Source organism: Prosthecobacter vanneervenii, assembly GCF_014203095.1.
Classification (GTDB): Bacteria; Verrucomicrobiota; Verrucomicrobiia; order Verrucomicrobiales; family Verrucomicrobiaceae; genus Prosthecobacter; species Prosthecobacter vanneervenii.
This window is the reverse complement of sequence record NZ_JACHIG010000011.1, coordinates 78,135-94,439: the sequence shown is the minus strand read 5'-3', so window position 1 is coordinate 94,439 and position 16,305 is coordinate 78,135. Positions and strand designations below refer to the sequence as shown.

The following is a 16,305-nucleotide window of genomic DNA, read 5'->3' as shown; positions in this document are numbered from 1 at the left end:
GAGACTCGGTTCTCCGTCAAGCCTTGAGAAAATGGCTGCTCGAATAAATGAGGCTCCAGTCGTCCCCGAACCTCAGGCAGCCGGTTGAATGGGCTGCATGCACGCCTCGATCATGCTCATCAGATCATCAGCACCGGCCGTGTGTCTGAGCTTTGTGGCGCATTCCTTCGCAGCCAGCTGGATGCGCTCGTCATTCAGCAGCCTCTTCAGCTCCGTTTCCACCCTGCCAGCTCTAAACTGCCGCACACTCAGCCCCTTGCCCGCACCCAATCTTTCCAGCCGGTCAGCGTTGTCAGGCTGGTCGTGCGCCATGGCCATGATCAGCTGTGGCACACCTGCGGCAAATCCCTGGGACATCGTGCCGACTCCGCCATGATGCACAAACACCGCCGCATGCCGCAGCAAGGTGCTGAAGGGGGCGTATTCCACCGTGATGACGCCTGCCGGCAGATCCTTCGGCACCTGGCCTGGATCACGGGTCACAAACACCGCCCGGCAGCCGATTCGACGCACCGCCTCCGCCGCCACGACAAAGAAACGTGAGGCCTGCACGTTCGCGCTTCCAGGAGTGAAAACGACGGGGCGCTCTCCTTGATCTAGGAACGCCTGCAGCTCCGGCGTCAGAGCCTGCTCTTTCGCAAGATCCTCGAGCGGGAAAGTCCACTGCATCAGCTTAACCGGCCAGTCGGGCTGCGGCTGCGCAAACCACTCTGGAAACAGAGCCAGCACCCCGTCCGGAGAATCCCACCACTCGCGCCACAGGCTGCGCGGCGGCTTGACGCCGTTTGCCTGACAAATCCGGCGCACTGTTGGCAGGGCAAAGAGATCCACCGGATTGGGCAGAGCCAAAAACAGCCGCTTCAGCCAGACGGGCAGCTTGTTAAACAAACGCATGGCCGGATGCAGCAGCGGCGTCTCATGCGCACTCACAAATACCGCCGGCTGCAAATGCACCGTAAGGAGAGGGATGCCGTGCTTTTCACGCGCCAGTCGTGCGGCAAAGGCTGTGACAGGTGCCAGCATCAGATCCACCGGACCGCAGCTTTCGATCGCAGCCAGATAAGGCTCCACGGACTTGGCGGCAAAATCGAAAACGACTTTTGTGCCGATGCCTGATTTCCAGATGCGCGGATCTCGCATCATCACCTCAAACTCATCCCTCTTGCCGAGGGAGATAAACTCCAGCCCGGCCCTGAGCGCATGCTCTTCAAACAAACACGCGGTGATCATCCGCACCCGATGCCCGCGCGCCTTGAGCTGCCTCCCCAGCCAGATGAAGGGAAAGACATCGCCGGCGCTGCCAAAGGGAAGCAGTAGGATTTCAGCCATGTTGCTTGCCTGTGGTCCAGCGTTTGAGCAAGGCAGGCAGTGCCTGCGGGCGCGACATCGTTACATACACACCGCCCACCACCGCTGCGGCTCCGCACAGCCAGAAGATGTCTCCAGGTGTCCAGCCCAGGCGGGTGTTCAGCTCCTTCTGCAGCATCGCGGCGGCAGAGATACCCACCCAGGAAAGCCACGAGGCCGCGCCCTGCACCGCCCCCTTGCGATCCGCCGGTGGCCGATGCTGCAGCACAGCCGCCAGCGGCACGATGAACATGCCTCCTCCAATGCCCAGCAGCGTGAGGCAGATGGTAAACACCGTCCTGGAAATATCCGCACATCCCAGCACGAAACCCATGACCGCCATCAAAAACGCCCCAAGTGGGATCAGCCCATATTCCACGTGATCTCCGCTTAGCTTCCCCGCCAGCATGCTCCCTGACGCCATGCCAATCGCCAGCGCCACCTGCAACGCGCTGTTTTCCATCGGTTTGATGTGCAGCACCTGCTCAGCGTACAGCACCAGATTCATCTGAATCAGGATGGCGATGAAAAAGAAGCCCGTGTTGCCCAGATTCGCCCGCCACAGATCACGATCTGTGCGCATCCAGCGAAACTCCCGCCACAGATCCCCCAAGAAATTGAGCCGCAGTGGTTTGTCTGGCGATGCAGCCGGGACTTTGGTGATCCCCAGGCTCATCAGCCAGCCTGTCATCGCCAGCCCCAGCAGGATGGCCCCTGCCCATTCCGGCTTGTCTGCAAAGCTCTCTGCCAGCCATGCTGCCGCCAGCGTGCCAAAGATGGCCGCCAGAAAGGTCAGCATCTCGATCACTCCATTGGCCCATGAAAGCCGAGACGCAGGCACCAGCTCTGGAAGCACCCCATACTTTGATGCCGCAAAGAACGCACTGTGCACCCCCATGAGGCAGATGCTCGCCAGTTGCAGCCCCATTCTGCCGGAGGCCAGCGCATACGTGGCAAAGAGCATGATGCCGATCTCCATCACCTTCACCCCCATCATCACGCTCCTCTTGCTGAATCGGTCCGCCATCCAGCCGCCCAGCATGGAAAGCAGCAGAAACGGAATGGCAAAATACATGCCCGAGTCAGACACCAGTGCGTCCAACTGTTCCTTCGGCAGCTTCCGCGCGATAACCAGATAAACCACCAGCCACTTGAGTACATTGTCAGAAAACGCCCCCTGAAATTGCGTGCCCATCAGGCTCCAGAAGCCGCGCTGCCATGAGGTGGTGGGGGGTGGAGATGCGATATCGTTCATGCGCGTTTGGCGGCAGCTTGTTCAGGCGTAGGGCAGAGTTTCTTCAGCACGAGATGCGTGGGCACATAAACCACGATGCTCAGCAGCGCGACCCATGCCACGAGATAAAGATCGGGATGCATCCACGCCTGCGGTTGTGCGTCGTTCAGGCCAAAGACGTAGTTCACGTTGCGCGGCAGGTTTGGGTCTGTAAGCACGGCCCCTGCTGGGGGCAGAAACGCATACGCCACCACGCACAGCCCCGCCGCCGAGGTCGTCCACCCCTTCAAAGCACGCCGGTCATACCCCAGCCGGGCAACGAGAAACACCAGCAGAAACGGCAGCCAGCCATGGAAGAGCGACAGGCCGCGCAGAAAAAGCGGCCTCTTTTCATCAAACATGTAGGCCGTCATGCCGCTCATCTGGAATCCACAGAGCTGCACCACGTAGTCCACGCACCAGAGCGCCTGCGGCAGCAGGATCCCCACCGCAGGCAGGGAGATGAGCAGCGGGCTCTCCCGCCAGATGCCTACCAGCGTGAGCAGCAGTGCCACATCACAAAAATAAAGAAAATTGGTGGGTCCGTAATGGTGCCAATAAACAGGGATCAGTACCGCCATAAACGCGGTGTAGCCGAGCTTGAGCCAGAGGGGAATCGCGGGTGATGAACTCGTTTTCATGTAGCTTGAGCTTCCAGTCTCCCGTCCTGTCTGACCAATCGACCATTTGTGAGCTAGCATTGAGAAAATGCATAACCCACCGCAGCCTGGCTACTGCACCGCCAGACAGACCATGTCTCCGGCGGCATTGCGCACGTAGATGTGGCCATTGGCCAGCACCGGCGTGCTCCAGCAGCGCCCCGTCAGAACGGGTGTGCGGGAGATGGGCTCAAATTTGGCCTCACTGGCCTTGGCGATGATGAGTTCCCCCTTGGCCGTCATGATGATCAGCTTGCCATCGGCTGCCATCAGCGAGCAGAAGCCCACGTCCGGCGCAGTCCACTTTTCCGCGCCCGTGGCAAAGTCGATGCACTTCAAGCTCGCAGACTTCCCTTCATCCCCGTCGCTGCCATACAGATGGCCCTCGATCAGCACGCTGGAGTTAAACTGGTTTTTCATCACCCGATTGCGCCAGACCTCCTTCGGCTCAGCGGAGGCCAGGTCCAGCAGCGCACAGCCTTTGTTGTAGCCGGAGGAAATGAAGAGCTGCGTGCCGCTGAGTATCGGGTCCGCCGCATTCACCCCATAGCTGGTCGACCACGTGTGCTCCCACAGCACACTGCCGTTCGTGGGATCCACTCCCTTGTAGGCTCGTCCGGAGCTCAGCACCACCTGCGCCTTGCCGTTCGCCGTGATCGGATAGGGCGTGCAGTACCCAGAGCTGGCCTTGTCACTCGTCCACACCATTTTGCCCGTGGCCTTCTCCACGGCGGTGCCCGCCTTGCCCACATTCACGATGAGCAGATTGCCCAGCACCAGCGGCGAACCTGCAAACCCCCAGTCAGGAATGTCCGCGCCCGTTTCCTTCTGAATGTTCTTCTGCCAGTCGATCTTCCCTGTCGCGGCATCAAAGCAAATGAGGTCTCCCCAGCGGCTCAGATGGTAGGCCTTGCCATCGGCGATCGTCGGTGTGGCCGAGGTCCCGCCTTCGTAGTACTTGTCTCCCAGATCGGCGGCATAGGCGTGCTTCCACACTTCCTTGCCGCTCGCAGCATCAAAGCAGAAGACCGTGTCCTTCCCATCCGCGTGTCCGGTAGTGTACACCTTTCCAGCCGCTACGGCAAATGAGGCAAAGCCGGTGCCGATCTGTGCACCCCACACTTTTTTGACTGCTGTTCCGGCCAGTTTCTCATTGGAGATGCCGTCATGGTTGGGACCGCGCCAGATGGGCCAGTCGGCTGCCTGCAAAGTGGTGGCGGCGGCAAGGAGGAAGAGCGTGCGTTTCATGCTCGTGAAATGGAGCGGAAACACCGCTGCTGGCAAGCCCTGATCTCGATTGCGCCGCATTGCGCGTATCCTGTGCAGGCACTCTTTGCGCTCGCCGTCTGCCTCAACATGTGCTTCTTCCACCGCCCATGTCAGCCACCGCCACGATCACCAACATCTCCTGCTACCAGTTTGCCGAGCTTTCCGGATTAAAGGAAATGCGTGCCCGGCTGCTGGAGCGTTGCAAGTGCCTGGGCCTCAAAGGCACCATCCTGCTGAGCACCGAGGGCATCAATATGTTCGTGGCCGGCGTGCGTGAGAACGTGGACACTCTCGTGGATGAACTGCGCGCCATCCCCGGACTGGAGCCCCTGAAGCCAAAGTACAGCGAAAGCACGGATCAGCCTTTCCGCCGCATGCTCGTCCGTATCAAAAAGGAGATCATCGCCTTTGGCGTCGAGGGCATCGAGCCCGCCAAGTACACCTCCCCGCGCCTGGAACCTAAGGTCCTCAAACAGTGGCTGGATGAAGGCCGCCCGATCATCCTTTATGACACACGCAATGACTACGAGGTAAAGCTCGGCACCTTCAAAGGCGCCGTGGTGGCCGGCATTGACACTTTCCGTGATTTTCCTGAAGCCGTGCGCCAGCTCCCACCGGACATGAAAAAAGCGGAGGTCGTCTCCTTCTGCACCGGTGGCATCCGCTGCGAAAAAGCCGCCCCATTCATGGAGCGCGAGGGCTTTGAGCATGTCTGGCAGCTTGAGGGTGGCATTCTGAAGTACTTCGAGGAATGCGGCAGCGCCCACTATGAGGGCGAGTGCTTTGTCTTTGACCAGCGTGTCGGTGTCGATCCCGGCCTGCATGAGACTGCCTCCTCCCAGTGCTTCGCCTGCCAGACCCCGCTCTCCGCAGAAGAGCAGGCAGATCCCCGCTACGTGGAGCATGTGTCCTGCCCCTACTGCTTCAAGACCACCGAGCAGCAGCAGCAGGAAAATCTGGAGCAGCGCCACGCGGCCCTGCGCAAAGCGGTGACCCCGCTTCCAGGCAGCGTGCCCTATGATCAGACGCGCCCACTCAATGTACCCGAGGCCTGCGACCATCTCACCATCCTGAACTGCCTCTGCCATGTGATGCCCCACATCCCACGCGAGGAATGGCTCGCCGTCTGCGAAGCTGGCCGCATCGTCACGGATGACCGCACCATCGTCCCTGCAGATCAGATCGTGCGCGCCGGAGAACGCTACCTCCACCTCAAGCCAGCTCAGCGCGAACCGGATGTGAATGCAGACATCCGCGTGCTTTTTGAAGACGAGGCTATCATCGTCCTCAACAAGCCAGCCCCCCTCCCTGTACATGTGGGCGGCAGGTTTAATCGCAACACGCTGCAATACATCCTCAACACCGTCTGGCATCCCCTCAAGCCGCGCAGCGTGCATCGCCTCGACGCCAACACCACCGGCGTCACCGCGCTGTGCAAGACACGCCATTTCGCCAGCATGGTTCAGCCCCAGTTTGAACAAGGTGAGGTCGAGAAAGTTTATCTGGCCCGCGTCAAAGGGCACCCGTCCCAAGATGAGTTCGCCTGTGAAGCCCCCATCAGCAGCGAGGCCGGCAAGTTGGGCGGCCGCAGCGTGGATCCCGATGGCCAGCCAGCCCGCACCGAGTTCCGCGTGCTGCGCCGAGATGCCGATGGCACCGCCCTGCTGGAGGCCCGACCGCTGACCGGCCGCACCAATCAGATCCGCATCCACCTCTGGCATCTCGGTTTCCCGATTGTGGGAGACGCCGCCTATCTCCCCAATGGTGAAATCGGCGAGACCCAGACCCTCGCCGTCGGCGATCCGCCGCTCTGCCTGCATGCTCAGCGCATCTCTTTCACCCATCCTTTGACCAAGGAACGCGTGACCTTTTCCGCAGAGCCGCCAGAGTGGGCGGCATGACCCGCACTCTAGCCGATCCCGCCCACCGCCAGACGCTGAAGGAGTTCTACCACCGTACCCTGCTGCAGGATGTCATGCCATTCTGGATGCAGCACGGCATGGACCGCGAACATGACGGCATCATCACCTCTCTGGATCGCGACGGCTCCATCCTGGACACAGACAAGAGCATCTGGTTCCAAGGGCGCGCTGCATGGATGCTATCCACGCTCTACAATACCGTGGAGAAACGCCGCGACTGGATCGATGCCGCCGGCTCCTGCCTCGCATTTCTCGAAAAGCATGGCTACTCCACCGACGGCAAACTCTTCTTCACCGTCACCCGTGAGGGCAGGCCGCTGCGCATGCGGCGCTATGTTTTCAGTGAGGCCTTTGCCGCCATCGCTCATGCCGCCTACGCCAAGGCCACCGGAGATGAAAGCTACGCCGAGCGCGCAAAGCGGGACTTTGCCACCTACTTGAAGTACTCCTTCGAGAAGGGCATGATGCTGCCCAAAATCGAGCCCAACACACGCCCCACCATGGGCATCGGCGCGCTGATGATCGGTATCGCCACAGCGCAGGAGCTCAGGGTCAATCTTGGCGACATCAAAATCTCTGGCCATAGCTGCTCCGAGTGGGCAGACCGTTTCATTTTGGAGATTCAGCAGTTCTTCTTCAAACCAGACCTCGGCGCGCTCATGGAGGTCGTGGCACCAGACGGCGCCATCATGGACCACTTCGATGGCCGCACGCTGAATCCCGGCCATGCTCTCGAATGCGCCTGGTTCATCCTGCACGAGGGCCGCTGGCGTGGCGAGAAAAGCTATATCCGGCTGGGCCTTCAGATACTCGATTGCATGTGGCGACGCGGCTGGGATCCCGAGCATGGTGGCATCTTCTACTTCCGCGATGTCTTTGACAAACCAGTCCAGGAATACTGGCACGACATGAAGTTCTGGTGGCCTCACAATGAGGCCGTCATCGCCACTCACCTCGCCTGGCAAATCACCGGAGATCAGAAATACGCACAGTGGCACCAGCAGGTGCACGACTGGAGCTTTGCCCACTTCCCGGATCCTGAACACGGAGAGTGGTTTGGCTACCTCCACCGCGATGGCTCACCCTCCGTGCGGTTGAAGGGAAACATGTGGAAGGGCCCCTTCCACCTGCCACGCATGCTTTGGTACTGCGACCAGCTTCTGCAGTCCACGGAGAGCTAGGCGGTTTTCCGGTAACAAAAGCTCCAGAGCAGGCTTGAGCACACGGGCTGCGCCCGCTAGCTTTTACTCAACAATCATGGCTATCACGATCGACGACATCCTCCAGGCCGCTGAAGACCATCAGGCCAGCGACATTTTTTTGCAGGAGGGGGAGGTGCCTCGCATGAAGATCGCCGAGCAGCTCATGATCTTTGGAGATGACCCCATTCTGCTGCCCCAGATGGCCGGCCTTTGGCAGGCCTGTGGTGGAGACACCCTCACAGACACAGACCGCGACTCCGGCCTCATCTCACGAAGCCACGTCCGCTTTCGTGTCAATCTCCACAAAGTCCTTGGCCGCATGGCCGCCGTTCTGCGCCGCATCCGCACAGACATTCCTCCTCTTCATTCCCTAGGTGCGCCCGACTGGCTGCTGCAGCGCTGGGCGCAGAAGCAAAACGGCCTCATCCTGGTCACCGGTGCCACCGGACAGGGAAAATCCACCACACTGGCCGCGCTGCTGCAGTGGATGAATGAAAACATCGCCCGCCATGTCGTCACCATTGAGGACCCCGTGGAGTACGTTTTCACCAACAACCGCTGCCTCTTCACCCAGCGCGAGGTCGGGCGAGACACCCCCAGCTTTGCTCGTGGGCTGCGCAGCGCCATGCGCCAGGCACCAGACGTCATCTTTGTCGGAGAAATCCGCGACCTCGAAACGGCTCTCACCGCACTCCAGGCCTGCGAAACCGGTCACCTCGTCCTCGCCTCCCTGCATTCCGCCAACGTGTCCGAAACCATGGAGCGTTTCGTGAACCTCTTCCCGGCGGAGCAGCTCAGCATGGGCCTGCACATGCTCGCCCACCAGATGATTGGAGTCTTGTGCCAGAAGCTTGTTCCCAATGTCCAAGGCAAGCTCATCCTGCTTCCGGAATACATGGAAAACGGCGGCGCCATTCGTGACTGGATTTCCAAGCGCACTCTCGCAAACGTCAATGACTACATGAACCGCGGCAGCGACCCAAACACCCGCACCTTCATGCACTCAGCCGTGGCCGCTTATCAGGCAGGCATCATCTCAGAAGCCGAAGCGGCTGCTGCCGTGGGCAACGAAGCCGAATTCCGCCGTGCCGTCCGCGGCATCTCATGATTTACCCCGCCCCCTGATATGCACGACCACGATCTCATCGAATATCTTTCCATGGTCACCACCCGGGGTGGCTCTGACCTACATCTCAGCGTTGGTGCCCCGCCCATGGGCCGTATCTACGGCAAGCTCCAGCCGCTCTCCAGCGTGGTTCTCGGCGTCAATGATGTTCGGGATCTCGTCTTTGGCGCTTTGAAGGAAACCCAGCGCGCCGCCCTGGAGCAGGATTGGGAGCTGGATTTTGCCATTCAGGTGGAAAGCCTCGGACGCTTCCGTGGCAATGCCTGCTACGTCTTTGGTCAGATCGAGGCATCCTATCGCTTCATCCCCGACCAGATTCCAGAGCTCCGGGACCTTGGCCATGGCCCGACAGTCGAAAGCCTCTGCACATTGCGCAACGGCTTGATCCTCGTCACCGGCACCAGCAACTCGGGCAAGACCACCACCCTCAGCTCGATGACGCAGCACATCGCTCGCGAGCGACAGGCCAGCATCATCAGCATCGAGGATCCGATAGAGTACGTCTTCAAGCATTCCCGCAGCATCGTGCGTCAGCGTCAGGTGGGCACGGACACCCACGGCTTCGCCCAGGCTCTGCGCAGCGCTCTGCGTCAGGATGCCAATGTCATCATCATCAGCGAGCTGCGCGACCTTGAGACCATCCGCACCGCCCTCACCGCTGCCGAAACCGGCCACCTCGTCATCAGCACCCTCCACACGCAGGACGCTCCCTCCACCATCTTGCGCATGATGGATGCCTTCCCCGAGGATCAGCAGGACTTCGTCGCCTCTCAGCTGGCCAACTGCCTCCAGGGCGTGATCTGTCAGAGTTTGATGCCTCGCCTTGATCAGGATGGACGGGTGATGGCCTCGGAAATCATGGTCAACAATCAGGGCATCGCCTCCTGCATCCGCTCCCGCAGGCTGCAGCAGCTCCCCAGCCTGATCCAGATCGGCGCCAATGAAGGCATGCACACCATTGACGACAGCGTCAGTCATCTGGCCACCTACGGCTTCATCTCTCTTGAAGATGCCCTCCTGCGCGCCCGAGACAGGGATTTCGTGCTCACAGCCTACGAGAACAAGGTCGAAGGCCGCAGGCGCTGAAACAAAAAAAGCGGAACCAGTCTCCTGGTTCCGCTTCTGCATACACAGGGGAGGCCTGTGCAGGCTGGTTACTTGTTCTTGGCGTCGAACTTGGCTTTGCACTTCTCGCAGCAGAAGGCGACGGTCTTGCCGTCCTTTCCTGTGCTGGTGATGCTGGAATCAGCAGGCTTGCCGCTGATTGGGCATTTGTCAGCAGCCATGGCGGCTGAGGCAAAGGAGAGAGCGCAGATGGTGAACAGTGTTTTCATCGTGTTTTCTTGGTTAGTATGTTGAGCCCGATGGGAATCACCGGGCAGGAGTCGAAACGTCCGAGACTGCTCCTTTCTTGTCGTCCATTAATCTTTGCTTGTCTGCACAGAGACAAAACGGCTAAAAAATGGTTCACGCCCTCCCACCGACCTCCAGCCATGAGCTTCCTCTCCCGTGCAGCCACTGTCGCCAGTCCCGGCTTCAATCGCTGGCTTGTCCCTCCGGCCGCCATCGCTGTTCACATGTGCATAGGGCAGGTGTACGGCTTCAGCGTTTTTAAAAAGCCGCTCGCCCGAGCTCTCGGCATTTCTGCCCCTGTCACGGGCGACTGGAGCGAGGCCGATGTCGGCGTGGCCTATTCCATCGCACTCGCCCTGCTCGGTCTTTCCGCCGCGTTTTTTGGCAAATGGGTGGAGCGCAGCGGCCCGCGTAAAACCATGCTCGCCAGCATGCTCTGCTTTTGCAGCGGGCTGGTGCTCACCTCCCTGGCAGTGCGCTGGCACCAGCTCTGGCTGCTGTATGCAGGCTACGGCTTGATCGGTGGCATAGGCCTGGGCCTCGGCTACATCGCTCCAGTTTCCACGTTGATGAAATGGTTCCCAGACCGCCCCGGCATGGCCACGGGCATGGCCATCATGGGCTTTGGCGGCGGCGCGCTCATCGGTGGCCCGCTGGCCGAGGAGCTGATGAAGCGCTTCGCCAGCCCCACCTCCGTCGGTGCCGGTGAGGCCCTCATGGTGATGGCCGGTCTGTATGCCATATCCATGTCCTTTGGCGCACTGATCGTGCGGGTGCCACCGGACGGCTGGCAGCCTGCTGGCTGGGTCCCTCAGCAGCATGTTTCCAAGCTCGTCACCACCGCCAGCGTCTCCGTGGATACCGCCTGGAAGACACCTCAGTTCTGGCTGCTCTGGGTCGTGCTCTGCATGAACGTGAGCGCCGGTATCGGCATCCTCGGCCAGGCCTCCCCCATGATTCAAGACATGTTCAAAGTCACCCCAGCAGCTGCGGCGGGGTACGTCGGCCTTCTCTCCCTCTGCAATCTGGGTGGCAGGTTCTTCTGGTCCTCCATGTCCGACCTCACCGGGCGCAAAGCCATCTACTGCATCTACTTCATTCTCGGTGCCGCCCTCTATGCCAGCGTACCCGCCATCCAGGGCCGAGGCAGTGTGACTCTCTTCGTCATCGCCACCGGTCTCATCCTCACGATGTATGGCGGTGGCTTTGCCACCATCCCCGCCTATCTGCGCGATCTCTTCGGCAGCTATCAGGTCGGGGCCATCCACGGCCGCCTCATCACCGCCTGGTCCATGGCCGCCATCATCGGCCCGCAGCTCATGGACCGCCTCTCCGTGGCCAACAAGAAAACCATGCCGCCAGAGCAGGCCTACAATTCCATTTTCCACCTCATGGTCGGACTCCTCGCCATCGGCCTCATCTCCAATCTCCTCGTCCGTCCGGTCAATCCCAAATACCACCTGCCCGAAAGCCCCAAAACCTGATCTGCCATGAAAGCCCTCACCCTCTTCATCGCCTGGACGTGGATCGCCGTGCCGCTCGGCTGGGGCGTTTACCAGTCTGTGCAGAAATCGCTCCCACTCTTTGGCATTACGGCAGTTGCGAAATAGCCCCGGCATCGCTTTGTTGCCGCCTCGCATGCTCTCGAACGCCACCCTCTTCCTCGCCCGCCGCTACCTGCGCGCCAGGCGTTCGTTTGTCTCTGTCATCACCATCATCTCCATTCTCGGCGTCGCTGTCGGTGTCCTCATGATGATCGTGGTCAGCTCCGTCATGAAAGGCTTTGAGGGCGAGTTCCGCAAAGTGCTCATCGGCTCCGAGCCGCACATCCTCCTGCACCCGCAGGATAAAAAACCTGCCGACGCCAGATCCACCGCCGAGATCCTCGCCAAAGTGCGCGCTCAGCCGGAAGTGCTCGCCGCCAGCAGCTACATCAGCAGCGTCATGTATGCCGAGCACGACGGCATGCAGTCCGGTATGGACGTGCTCGGCCTGCCTCAAGACGGCGCCAAGTTTTACATGGCCAAAATCTCCAGGCACAAGCTGGAAGGCTCTCTGGACCTCACCCCCGGTGGCCTCGTCTGTGCAGACTACGTGGCAGGACAGCTCAATGCCCACCCAGGCGACCGCATCAGTGTCTATGCCTCCAGCAATGTGACCAGCGCAGTCAAACGTTTCCGCATCGCCTCGGATGAGCAGGACGAGACCAAACGCCACGCCGCGTATGAGCAGATCAAACTGCATCCCAAGGAGATCTCAGTGCAAGGCACCACCCGGACAGAATCCGCTGGCGCTTATGGCTATGTCACACTCGAAACGGCACAGCAGATTTTTGGCTTCGGAGACCAGGTCAGCGGTGTTCTTATCGAACTCAAGCGGCCTGATGAAGTGAAGGACGTGATCACACGCTTCACCGCCGCCGGTTTGATCCCTGCCGGATGGAGCGCTTCTTTGTGGACCGACGCTGGCGATGCACGCCTCGCCGCCATGAGCAACGAGCGTGTCATGATGTGGATCGTGCTGCTCATCATCGCTGTTGTTGCTGCCTTTTCCGTCATGAACACCACCATCACCGTCACCACGCAGAAGCGGCGGGAAATCGGCGTTCTCACCGCATTGGGTTCACGCCAGGGCCAGATCATTGGAATTTTCGTCTCCCAGGCCGCCTTTGTCGGCACCCTTGGCACCCTGCTCGGGCTGGTCTTGAGCGGCCTCGTGCTCCGATTCCGTGACGACATCCGCATGGGCATTGCAGTACTCAGCGGTGGCAGCACGAATGCGGACTCTGGCATGTTCCTTGCCACCATTCCCGCTCAGATCGAGCCCTGGTTCATTGCCGTCACCTGTCTCGGTTCCATCACCCTCTGCCTCCTCGCCGCCCTGCCCCCCGCCTGGCTCGCCGCTCGTGTCGACCCCGCTGTCGCGCTCCGCGATTAAACATGAACAAACCTGGAACTTACGGTGATCTCCCCTCATTGAGCTGCTGTTAGTCATTCGGATTTACTCATTCGTCATTTTCTCCGTCCCCATGACCAACGCCCCCCTCTTTCTCGCCCTGCGTTACCTGCGGCCCACGCGTTCGTTCATCTCGGTCATTACCGTAATTTCCATGCTTGGCGTCATGCTCGGTGTCGGCGTGCTGGTGTTTGTCATGTCCGTTTTCAGCGGCTGGCAGCGCGAGTTTCGTCAGATGCTCATTGGCTTTGAGCCGCACGTCATGGTGCAGCCGGTCAGCAATCGTGAAGGAGCGCCCGACGGCCCCAAATCTGTGGACTGGAGAGAGCTGCGTAAAGCCCTGGCCCAGCTTCCCGAAGTCGAATCCGCCGTACCAGTCGGAGAAGGTGTCGTTGTCGTGGAAAACGCTGGCAGCCTCCAAGGAGTAAGCGTCATCGGCCTCACAGACGAAAAAGACAACGCTCTTCTCAACAAGCTCTCCAAGCACATCAAGGAAGGTCGTTTCGACCTCAAGGGCGACTCCCTCATCCTCAGTGACAAATTTGCCCGCGAGCTCGGGGCCAAGGTAGGAGACACCCTCGTCGTTCATGCGGCAGACAGCGTGAACCAGTTCATCACCAAGGTTCGCGAAATCCCTGAGGACGCCGAGGAGAAGAAACGCGCTGAGGCTCTCGACAACGTCACCGTGCTTTCCAAAGACCTCACTCTCGTCGCCACCCTGCGCGCCGATACCGCCGGGCAGCGCGGCTATGTACCGCTCCACGTCGCCCAGGAGTTTTTCAATCTCGAAAGCAGGGTCAGCGGCATCGAACTGGAGCTCAAAGATCCCGACAACGCAGAACGCATCATGGACAAAGTTTACCAGTCTGGCGCTGTTCCCTACGGCTGGGGCTACCGCACCTGGGTGCAGGAGCACGGCATGATGCTCGAATCTGTCGAAAACCAGCGCACCATGATGTGGTTTCTCCTTCTCTTCATCATGCTCGTCGCAGCCATCTGCGTGATGAACACCACCATCACCGTCACTGTGAAAAAACGCCGGGAGATCGGCATTCTCACCGCCCTCGGCACCCGTGCCTGGCAGATCATCGCCATCTTCGTTTCCCAGGCAGGCATTGTCGCCCTCGTAGGCGTCGTGGCGGGCCTGGCCGGCGGCTTCTTCTTCCTCGGCATCCGCAACTGGCTGCGCGACCAGATCGCCAACCTCACCGGCCGCGACATCTTCCCGCAAGACATCTATTTCCTCTCCAGCATTCCCGCCCACACAGACATCACCGACCTGCTGACCATCTGCTCCACCGCTGTGGCCCTCTGCCTCATGGCCGCTCTGGTCCCCTCCTGGTTTGCAGCTCGCGTCGACCCAGCCGTGGCCCTTCGGGATGGAGGCTAGGCCGGCAGCATCACCAGCCTCCGCATATCACCCACGTTTTCTCCACTGCTCCAAATGCCGGACGAGGGTCTCGGCCGTGAGGGATTCCGTGATGCCGTCTGCCAATGTCTTTTTTTGACCAAAAATGGTCTCAGCCCTCACGCGATAGTAAAACCGGCTGCCCGACTGCAAATGGGTGTCGTAAACAAAACCAGTGATATGTCGAGGTTCAAAGTTTTCCCTCCATGAATAAAAAGGCCCGAAGCTGTTCAGGATGTTCAGCCTGCCTGCATCGAACTCAATACGCCTCCTGTGGAGCAATGACCACAAGGCTCCCCCCAGGATGAGCGGTGAGGTGATTCCCCAGAATAGCCGGAAAATGAGAGGCGCACCATTGGCATTCATGACCAAAAATGCCGTCATCCAGACACTCCCAAAAAAAAGCAAAAACAGCCCCGTCGACCTGTTCCGCGCCTGTGAACAGTCGATAAAGAGAGGCAGGCCGGCTTGATCAAAACCAGACTGGATTCCACGCGCCTTGAGTCTCGACATCAGATCTTCCAGGCTCAGCGTCACCGTTTCCACGGGAGCTTCCGCCACCGCCTCATCCGACTGCACCTCATTGTGAGATGCAAACACCGGCAGCAGCAGCATGGCAAGCTTGCTTCCATTCGAGCTCCCGACCTCCATCGTCCACACATGCCGCTCCCCCTCGGTCATGACGATGCTGGTTTCGCCCTGTTCAGAACACGGTAATCCCTTCGGAATATCAATGCGCAGTGGCAGCGCAAAACCGCCGCCCACTTCCCGCCTTGCTTCCGCAGCAGACAGCATCTTGGTGCACTCCCAGATCGTTTCTTTGGCCGTGTTGTTTGAGTCGCCACTTACGCGTGTGATGTGCCGCTGGCACATCACACGCACGGAGATCGCGCTCACGGGAGAAAGACTGCGTTCAAAAAGCAGCTCGCCTGCCATCACAGCGCCAGGCCTCACCGGAAGGCTGCCGAGTCGCAAAGACGGGCGCCCAAAAACCATTCGCACTTTGATCCGAAGCCATGCGAACCTCAGTAGAATCAGGGCCAACGCAGATGGCAGCAGCGCCAGCAAGGCTAGGGTGGATTTTGCCAGCTCGCCTCCCAGCACCACGGCCAGCGCCAGTGGCAGTTGCACCACCATAATCCAGCAGCCACCCCCTAGGGTGAATGGCAGACCGTCATAGGAACCACGCACCACGCCTCCTGCCCACTCCTGCTTCCACAGCCAGGGCTTGTCAGGATTCTGCACGGACAGCCGGTAGTTGATACGAGCTTTTCGCGCCTGCAGCCATCCGCCCACCGACACTAAAAATCCCGCCAATGGGAATACGGTGGGAAAAATGGACATCATCAGCGCCAGTCCCCAGCGCAGATCTCGAAACAGCACAGCCTGTTCCGGCCTGGAAGGATTCACAAAGCAGCGAAACGGAAGATTTTGATCTTTGCATTCCCGGAGTCTTTTGAACACCTGCTGCTGAAAATCCCCTATGTTATCTGAACCACCGGAAAAACTCACCTTGTCGCCATGATAGCTGCGCCGGTCGAATTCATAGTGATAGCTGGCCTCCACCTGGTATGTCGCGTCCCCTTCACTGCCCCGCGATGTCTTGAGCTCTGCAGACTCGATCCGGCACGGCACCTCTTCCCATCCGCGCGCCGACCACCAGGAGTTCATCACTGGTAGATAGAGGTAAAGCCCCACGGCCAGGCCGATCAGGATAAACGGCAGCCCAAAGAGCACGGCGCAACCGCCGCCGAGCTGGTTCAAGTTTCGAGAGGTCGTGTGTCTTCTTGC

14 protein-coding genes are annotated in these 16,305 nt (G+C 59.9%); 8 read left to right on the top strand and 6 right to left on the bottom strand.

The window, feature by feature from the left end; translation table 11 throughout:
- Positions 1–72 precede the first annotated feature (72 nt).
- The 4 genes from HNQ65_RS21430 to HNQ65_RS21415 all read right to left on the bottom strand — a co-directional run bounded on the left by HNQ65_RS21430 (position 73) and on the right by HNQ65_RS21415 (position 4,527).
- A complete protein-coding gene (locus HNQ65_RS21430) occupies positions 73–1,329 on the bottom strand; it encodes a glycosyltransferase (protein ID WP_184342863.1) in 1,257 nt (418 codons plus the stop codon).
- Positions 1,322–2,602, bottom strand: a complete 1,281-nt coding sequence (locus tag HNQ65_RS21425; protein WP_184342861.1) for an MFS transporter — start codon at positions 2,600–2,602, stop codon at positions 1,322–1,324. Before HNQ65_RS21425 ends, HNQ65_RS21430 begins: the two co-directional genes overlap by 8 nt.
- Positions 2,599–3,261 carry a hypothetical protein gene (locus HNQ65_RS21420; RefSeq protein WP_184342859.1) on the bottom strand — a complete coding sequence of 221 codons (663 nt, stop codon included), beginning with the start codon at positions 3,259–3,261 and terminating at the stop codon, positions 2,599–2,601. Before HNQ65_RS21420 ends, HNQ65_RS21425 begins: the two co-directional genes overlap by 4 nt.
- A gap of 90 nt (positions 3,262–3,351) precedes the next feature.
- On the bottom strand, positions 3,352–4,527 hold the full coding sequence (locus tag HNQ65_RS21415; protein ID WP_184342857.1) for an outer membrane protein assembly factor BamB family protein: 1,176 nt from the start codon (positions 4,525–4,527) through the stop codon (positions 3,352–3,354).
- Between the two features lie 128 nt (positions 4,528–4,655).
- On the opposite strand from HNQ65_RS21415, the gene HNQ65_RS21410 reads away from it, so the two are divergent.
- From HNQ65_RS21410 to HNQ65_RS21395, 4 genes are all read left to right on the top strand, one after another.
- Positions 4,656–6,449, top strand: coding sequence for a sulfurtransferase (locus HNQ65_RS21410; protein WP_184342855.1), 1,794 nt, complete (start codon positions 4,656–4,658; stop codon positions 6,447–6,449).
- The gene (locus tag HNQ65_RS21405; RefSeq protein WP_184342853.1) at positions 6,446–7,651 is read left to right on the top strand and encodes an AGE family epimerase/isomerase; all 1,206 of its coding nucleotides are present in this window, start codon (positions 6,446–6,448) and stop codon (positions 7,649–7,651) included. The genes HNQ65_RS21410 and HNQ65_RS21405 overlap by 4 nt, the downstream gene beginning before the upstream one ends.
- A gap of 76 nt (positions 7,652–7,727) precedes the next feature.
- Positions 7,728–8,780, top strand: a complete 1,053-nt coding sequence (locus tag HNQ65_RS21400; protein WP_184342851.1) for a type IV pilus twitching motility protein PilT — start codon at positions 7,728–7,730, stop codon at positions 8,778–8,780.
- Positions 8,781–8,798: 18 nt separating this feature from the next.
- Positions 8,799–9,884, top strand: a complete 1,086-nt coding sequence (locus HNQ65_RS21395; protein ID WP_184342849.1) for a type IV pilus twitching motility protein PilT — start codon at positions 8,799–8,801, stop codon at positions 9,882–9,884.
- A gap of 68 nt (positions 9,885–9,952) precedes the next feature.
- On the opposite strand, the gene HNQ65_RS21390 is transcribed toward HNQ65_RS21395, so the two are convergent.
- A complete protein-coding gene (locus HNQ65_RS21390; RefSeq protein ID WP_184342847.1) occupies positions 9,953–10,132 on the bottom strand; it encodes a hypothetical protein in 180 nt (59 codons plus the stop codon).
- Between the two features lie 159 nt (positions 10,133–10,291).
- Here HNQ65_RS21390 and HNQ65_RS21385 point away from each other — a divergent pair, with 159 nt between their 5' ends.
- From HNQ65_RS21385 to HNQ65_RS21375, 4 genes are all read left to right on the top strand, one after another.
- Positions 10,292–11,635 carry an L-lactate MFS transporter gene (locus HNQ65_RS21385; protein WP_184342845.1) on the top strand — a complete coding sequence of 448 codons (1,344 nt, stop codon included), beginning with the start codon at positions 10,292–10,294 and terminating at the stop codon, positions 11,633–11,635.
- 6 nt (positions 11,636–11,641) lie between these two features.
- Positions 11,642–11,761 (top strand): MFS transporter small subunit, encoded by a 120-nt coding sequence (locus tag HNQ65_RS27135; RefSeq protein WP_456239219.1) that lies wholly within the window; start codon positions 11,642–11,644, stop codon positions 11,759–11,761.
- 28 nt (positions 11,762–11,789) lie between these two features.
- Entirely contained in the window at positions 11,790–13,088 is a 1,299-nt protein-coding gene (locus HNQ65_RS21380; protein ID WP_184342843.1) for an FtsX-like permease family protein, read from the top strand.
- Positions 13,089–13,179: 91 nt separating this feature from the next.
- Positions 13,180–14,496 carry an ABC transporter permease gene (locus HNQ65_RS21375; protein WP_184342842.1) on the top strand — a complete coding sequence of 439 codons (1,317 nt, stop codon included), beginning with the start codon at positions 13,180–13,182 and terminating at the stop codon, positions 14,494–14,496.
- A 27-nt stretch (positions 14,497–14,523) separates the two neighbouring features.
- Here the strand turns inward: HNQ65_RS21375 and HNQ65_RS21370 are convergent, their stop codons facing one another.
- Positions 14,524–16,278 carry a DUF3592 domain-containing protein gene (locus HNQ65_RS21370; RefSeq protein WP_184342841.1) on the bottom strand — a complete coding sequence of 585 codons (1,755 nt, stop codon included), beginning with the start codon at positions 16,276–16,278 and terminating at the stop codon, positions 14,524–14,526.
- Positions 16,279–16,305 lie beyond the last annotated feature (27 nt).

Bases quoted from the DNA above. Each gene is read 5' to 3' on its own strand.
- HNQ65_RS21430 (WP_184342863.1), bottom strand. From the start codon at position 1,329: ATGGCTGAAATCCTACTGCTTCCCTTTGGCAGCGCCGGCGATGTCTTT.
- HNQ65_RS21425 (WP_184342861.1), bottom strand. From the start codon at position 2,602: ATGAACGATATCGCATCTCCACCCCCCACCACCTCATGGCAGCGCGGC.
- HNQ65_RS21420 (WP_184342859.1), bottom strand. From the start codon at position 3,261: ATGAAAACGAGTTCATCACCCGCGATTCCCCTCTGGCTCAAGCTCGGC.
- HNQ65_RS21415 (WP_184342857.1), bottom strand. From the start codon at position 4,527: ATGAAACGCACGCTCTTCCTCCTTGCCGCCGCCACCACTTTGCAGGCA.
- HNQ65_RS21410 (WP_184342855.1), top strand. From the start codon at position 4,656: ATGTCAGCCACCGCCACGATCACCAACATCTCCTGCTACCAGTTTGCC.
- HNQ65_RS21405 (WP_184342853.1), top strand. From the start codon at position 6,446: ATGACCCGCACTCTAGCCGATCCCGCCCACCGCCAGACGCTGAAGGAG.
- HNQ65_RS21400 (WP_184342851.1), top strand. From the start codon at position 7,728: ATGGCTATCACGATCGACGACATCCTCCAGGCCGCTGAAGACCATCAG.
- HNQ65_RS21395 (WP_184342849.1), top strand. From the start codon at position 8,799: ATGCACGACCACGATCTCATCGAATATCTTTCCATGGTCACCACCCGG.
- HNQ65_RS21390 (WP_184342847.1), bottom strand. From the start codon at position 10,132: ATGAAAACACTGTTCACCATCTGCGCTCTCTCCTTTGCCTCAGCCGCC.
- HNQ65_RS21385 (WP_184342845.1), top strand. From the start codon at position 10,292: ATGAGCTTCCTCTCCCGTGCAGCCACTGTCGCCAGTCCCGGCTTCAAT.
- HNQ65_RS27135 (WP_456239219.1), top strand. From the start codon at position 11,642: ATGAAAGCCCTCACCCTCTTCATCGCCTGGACGTGGATCGCCGTGCCG.
- HNQ65_RS21380 (WP_184342843.1), top strand. From the start codon at position 11,790: ATGCTCTCGAACGCCACCCTCTTCCTCGCCCGCCGCTACCTGCGCGCC.
- HNQ65_RS21375 (WP_184342842.1), top strand. From the start codon at position 13,180: ATGACCAACGCCCCCCTCTTTCTCGCCCTGCGTTACCTGCGGCCCACG.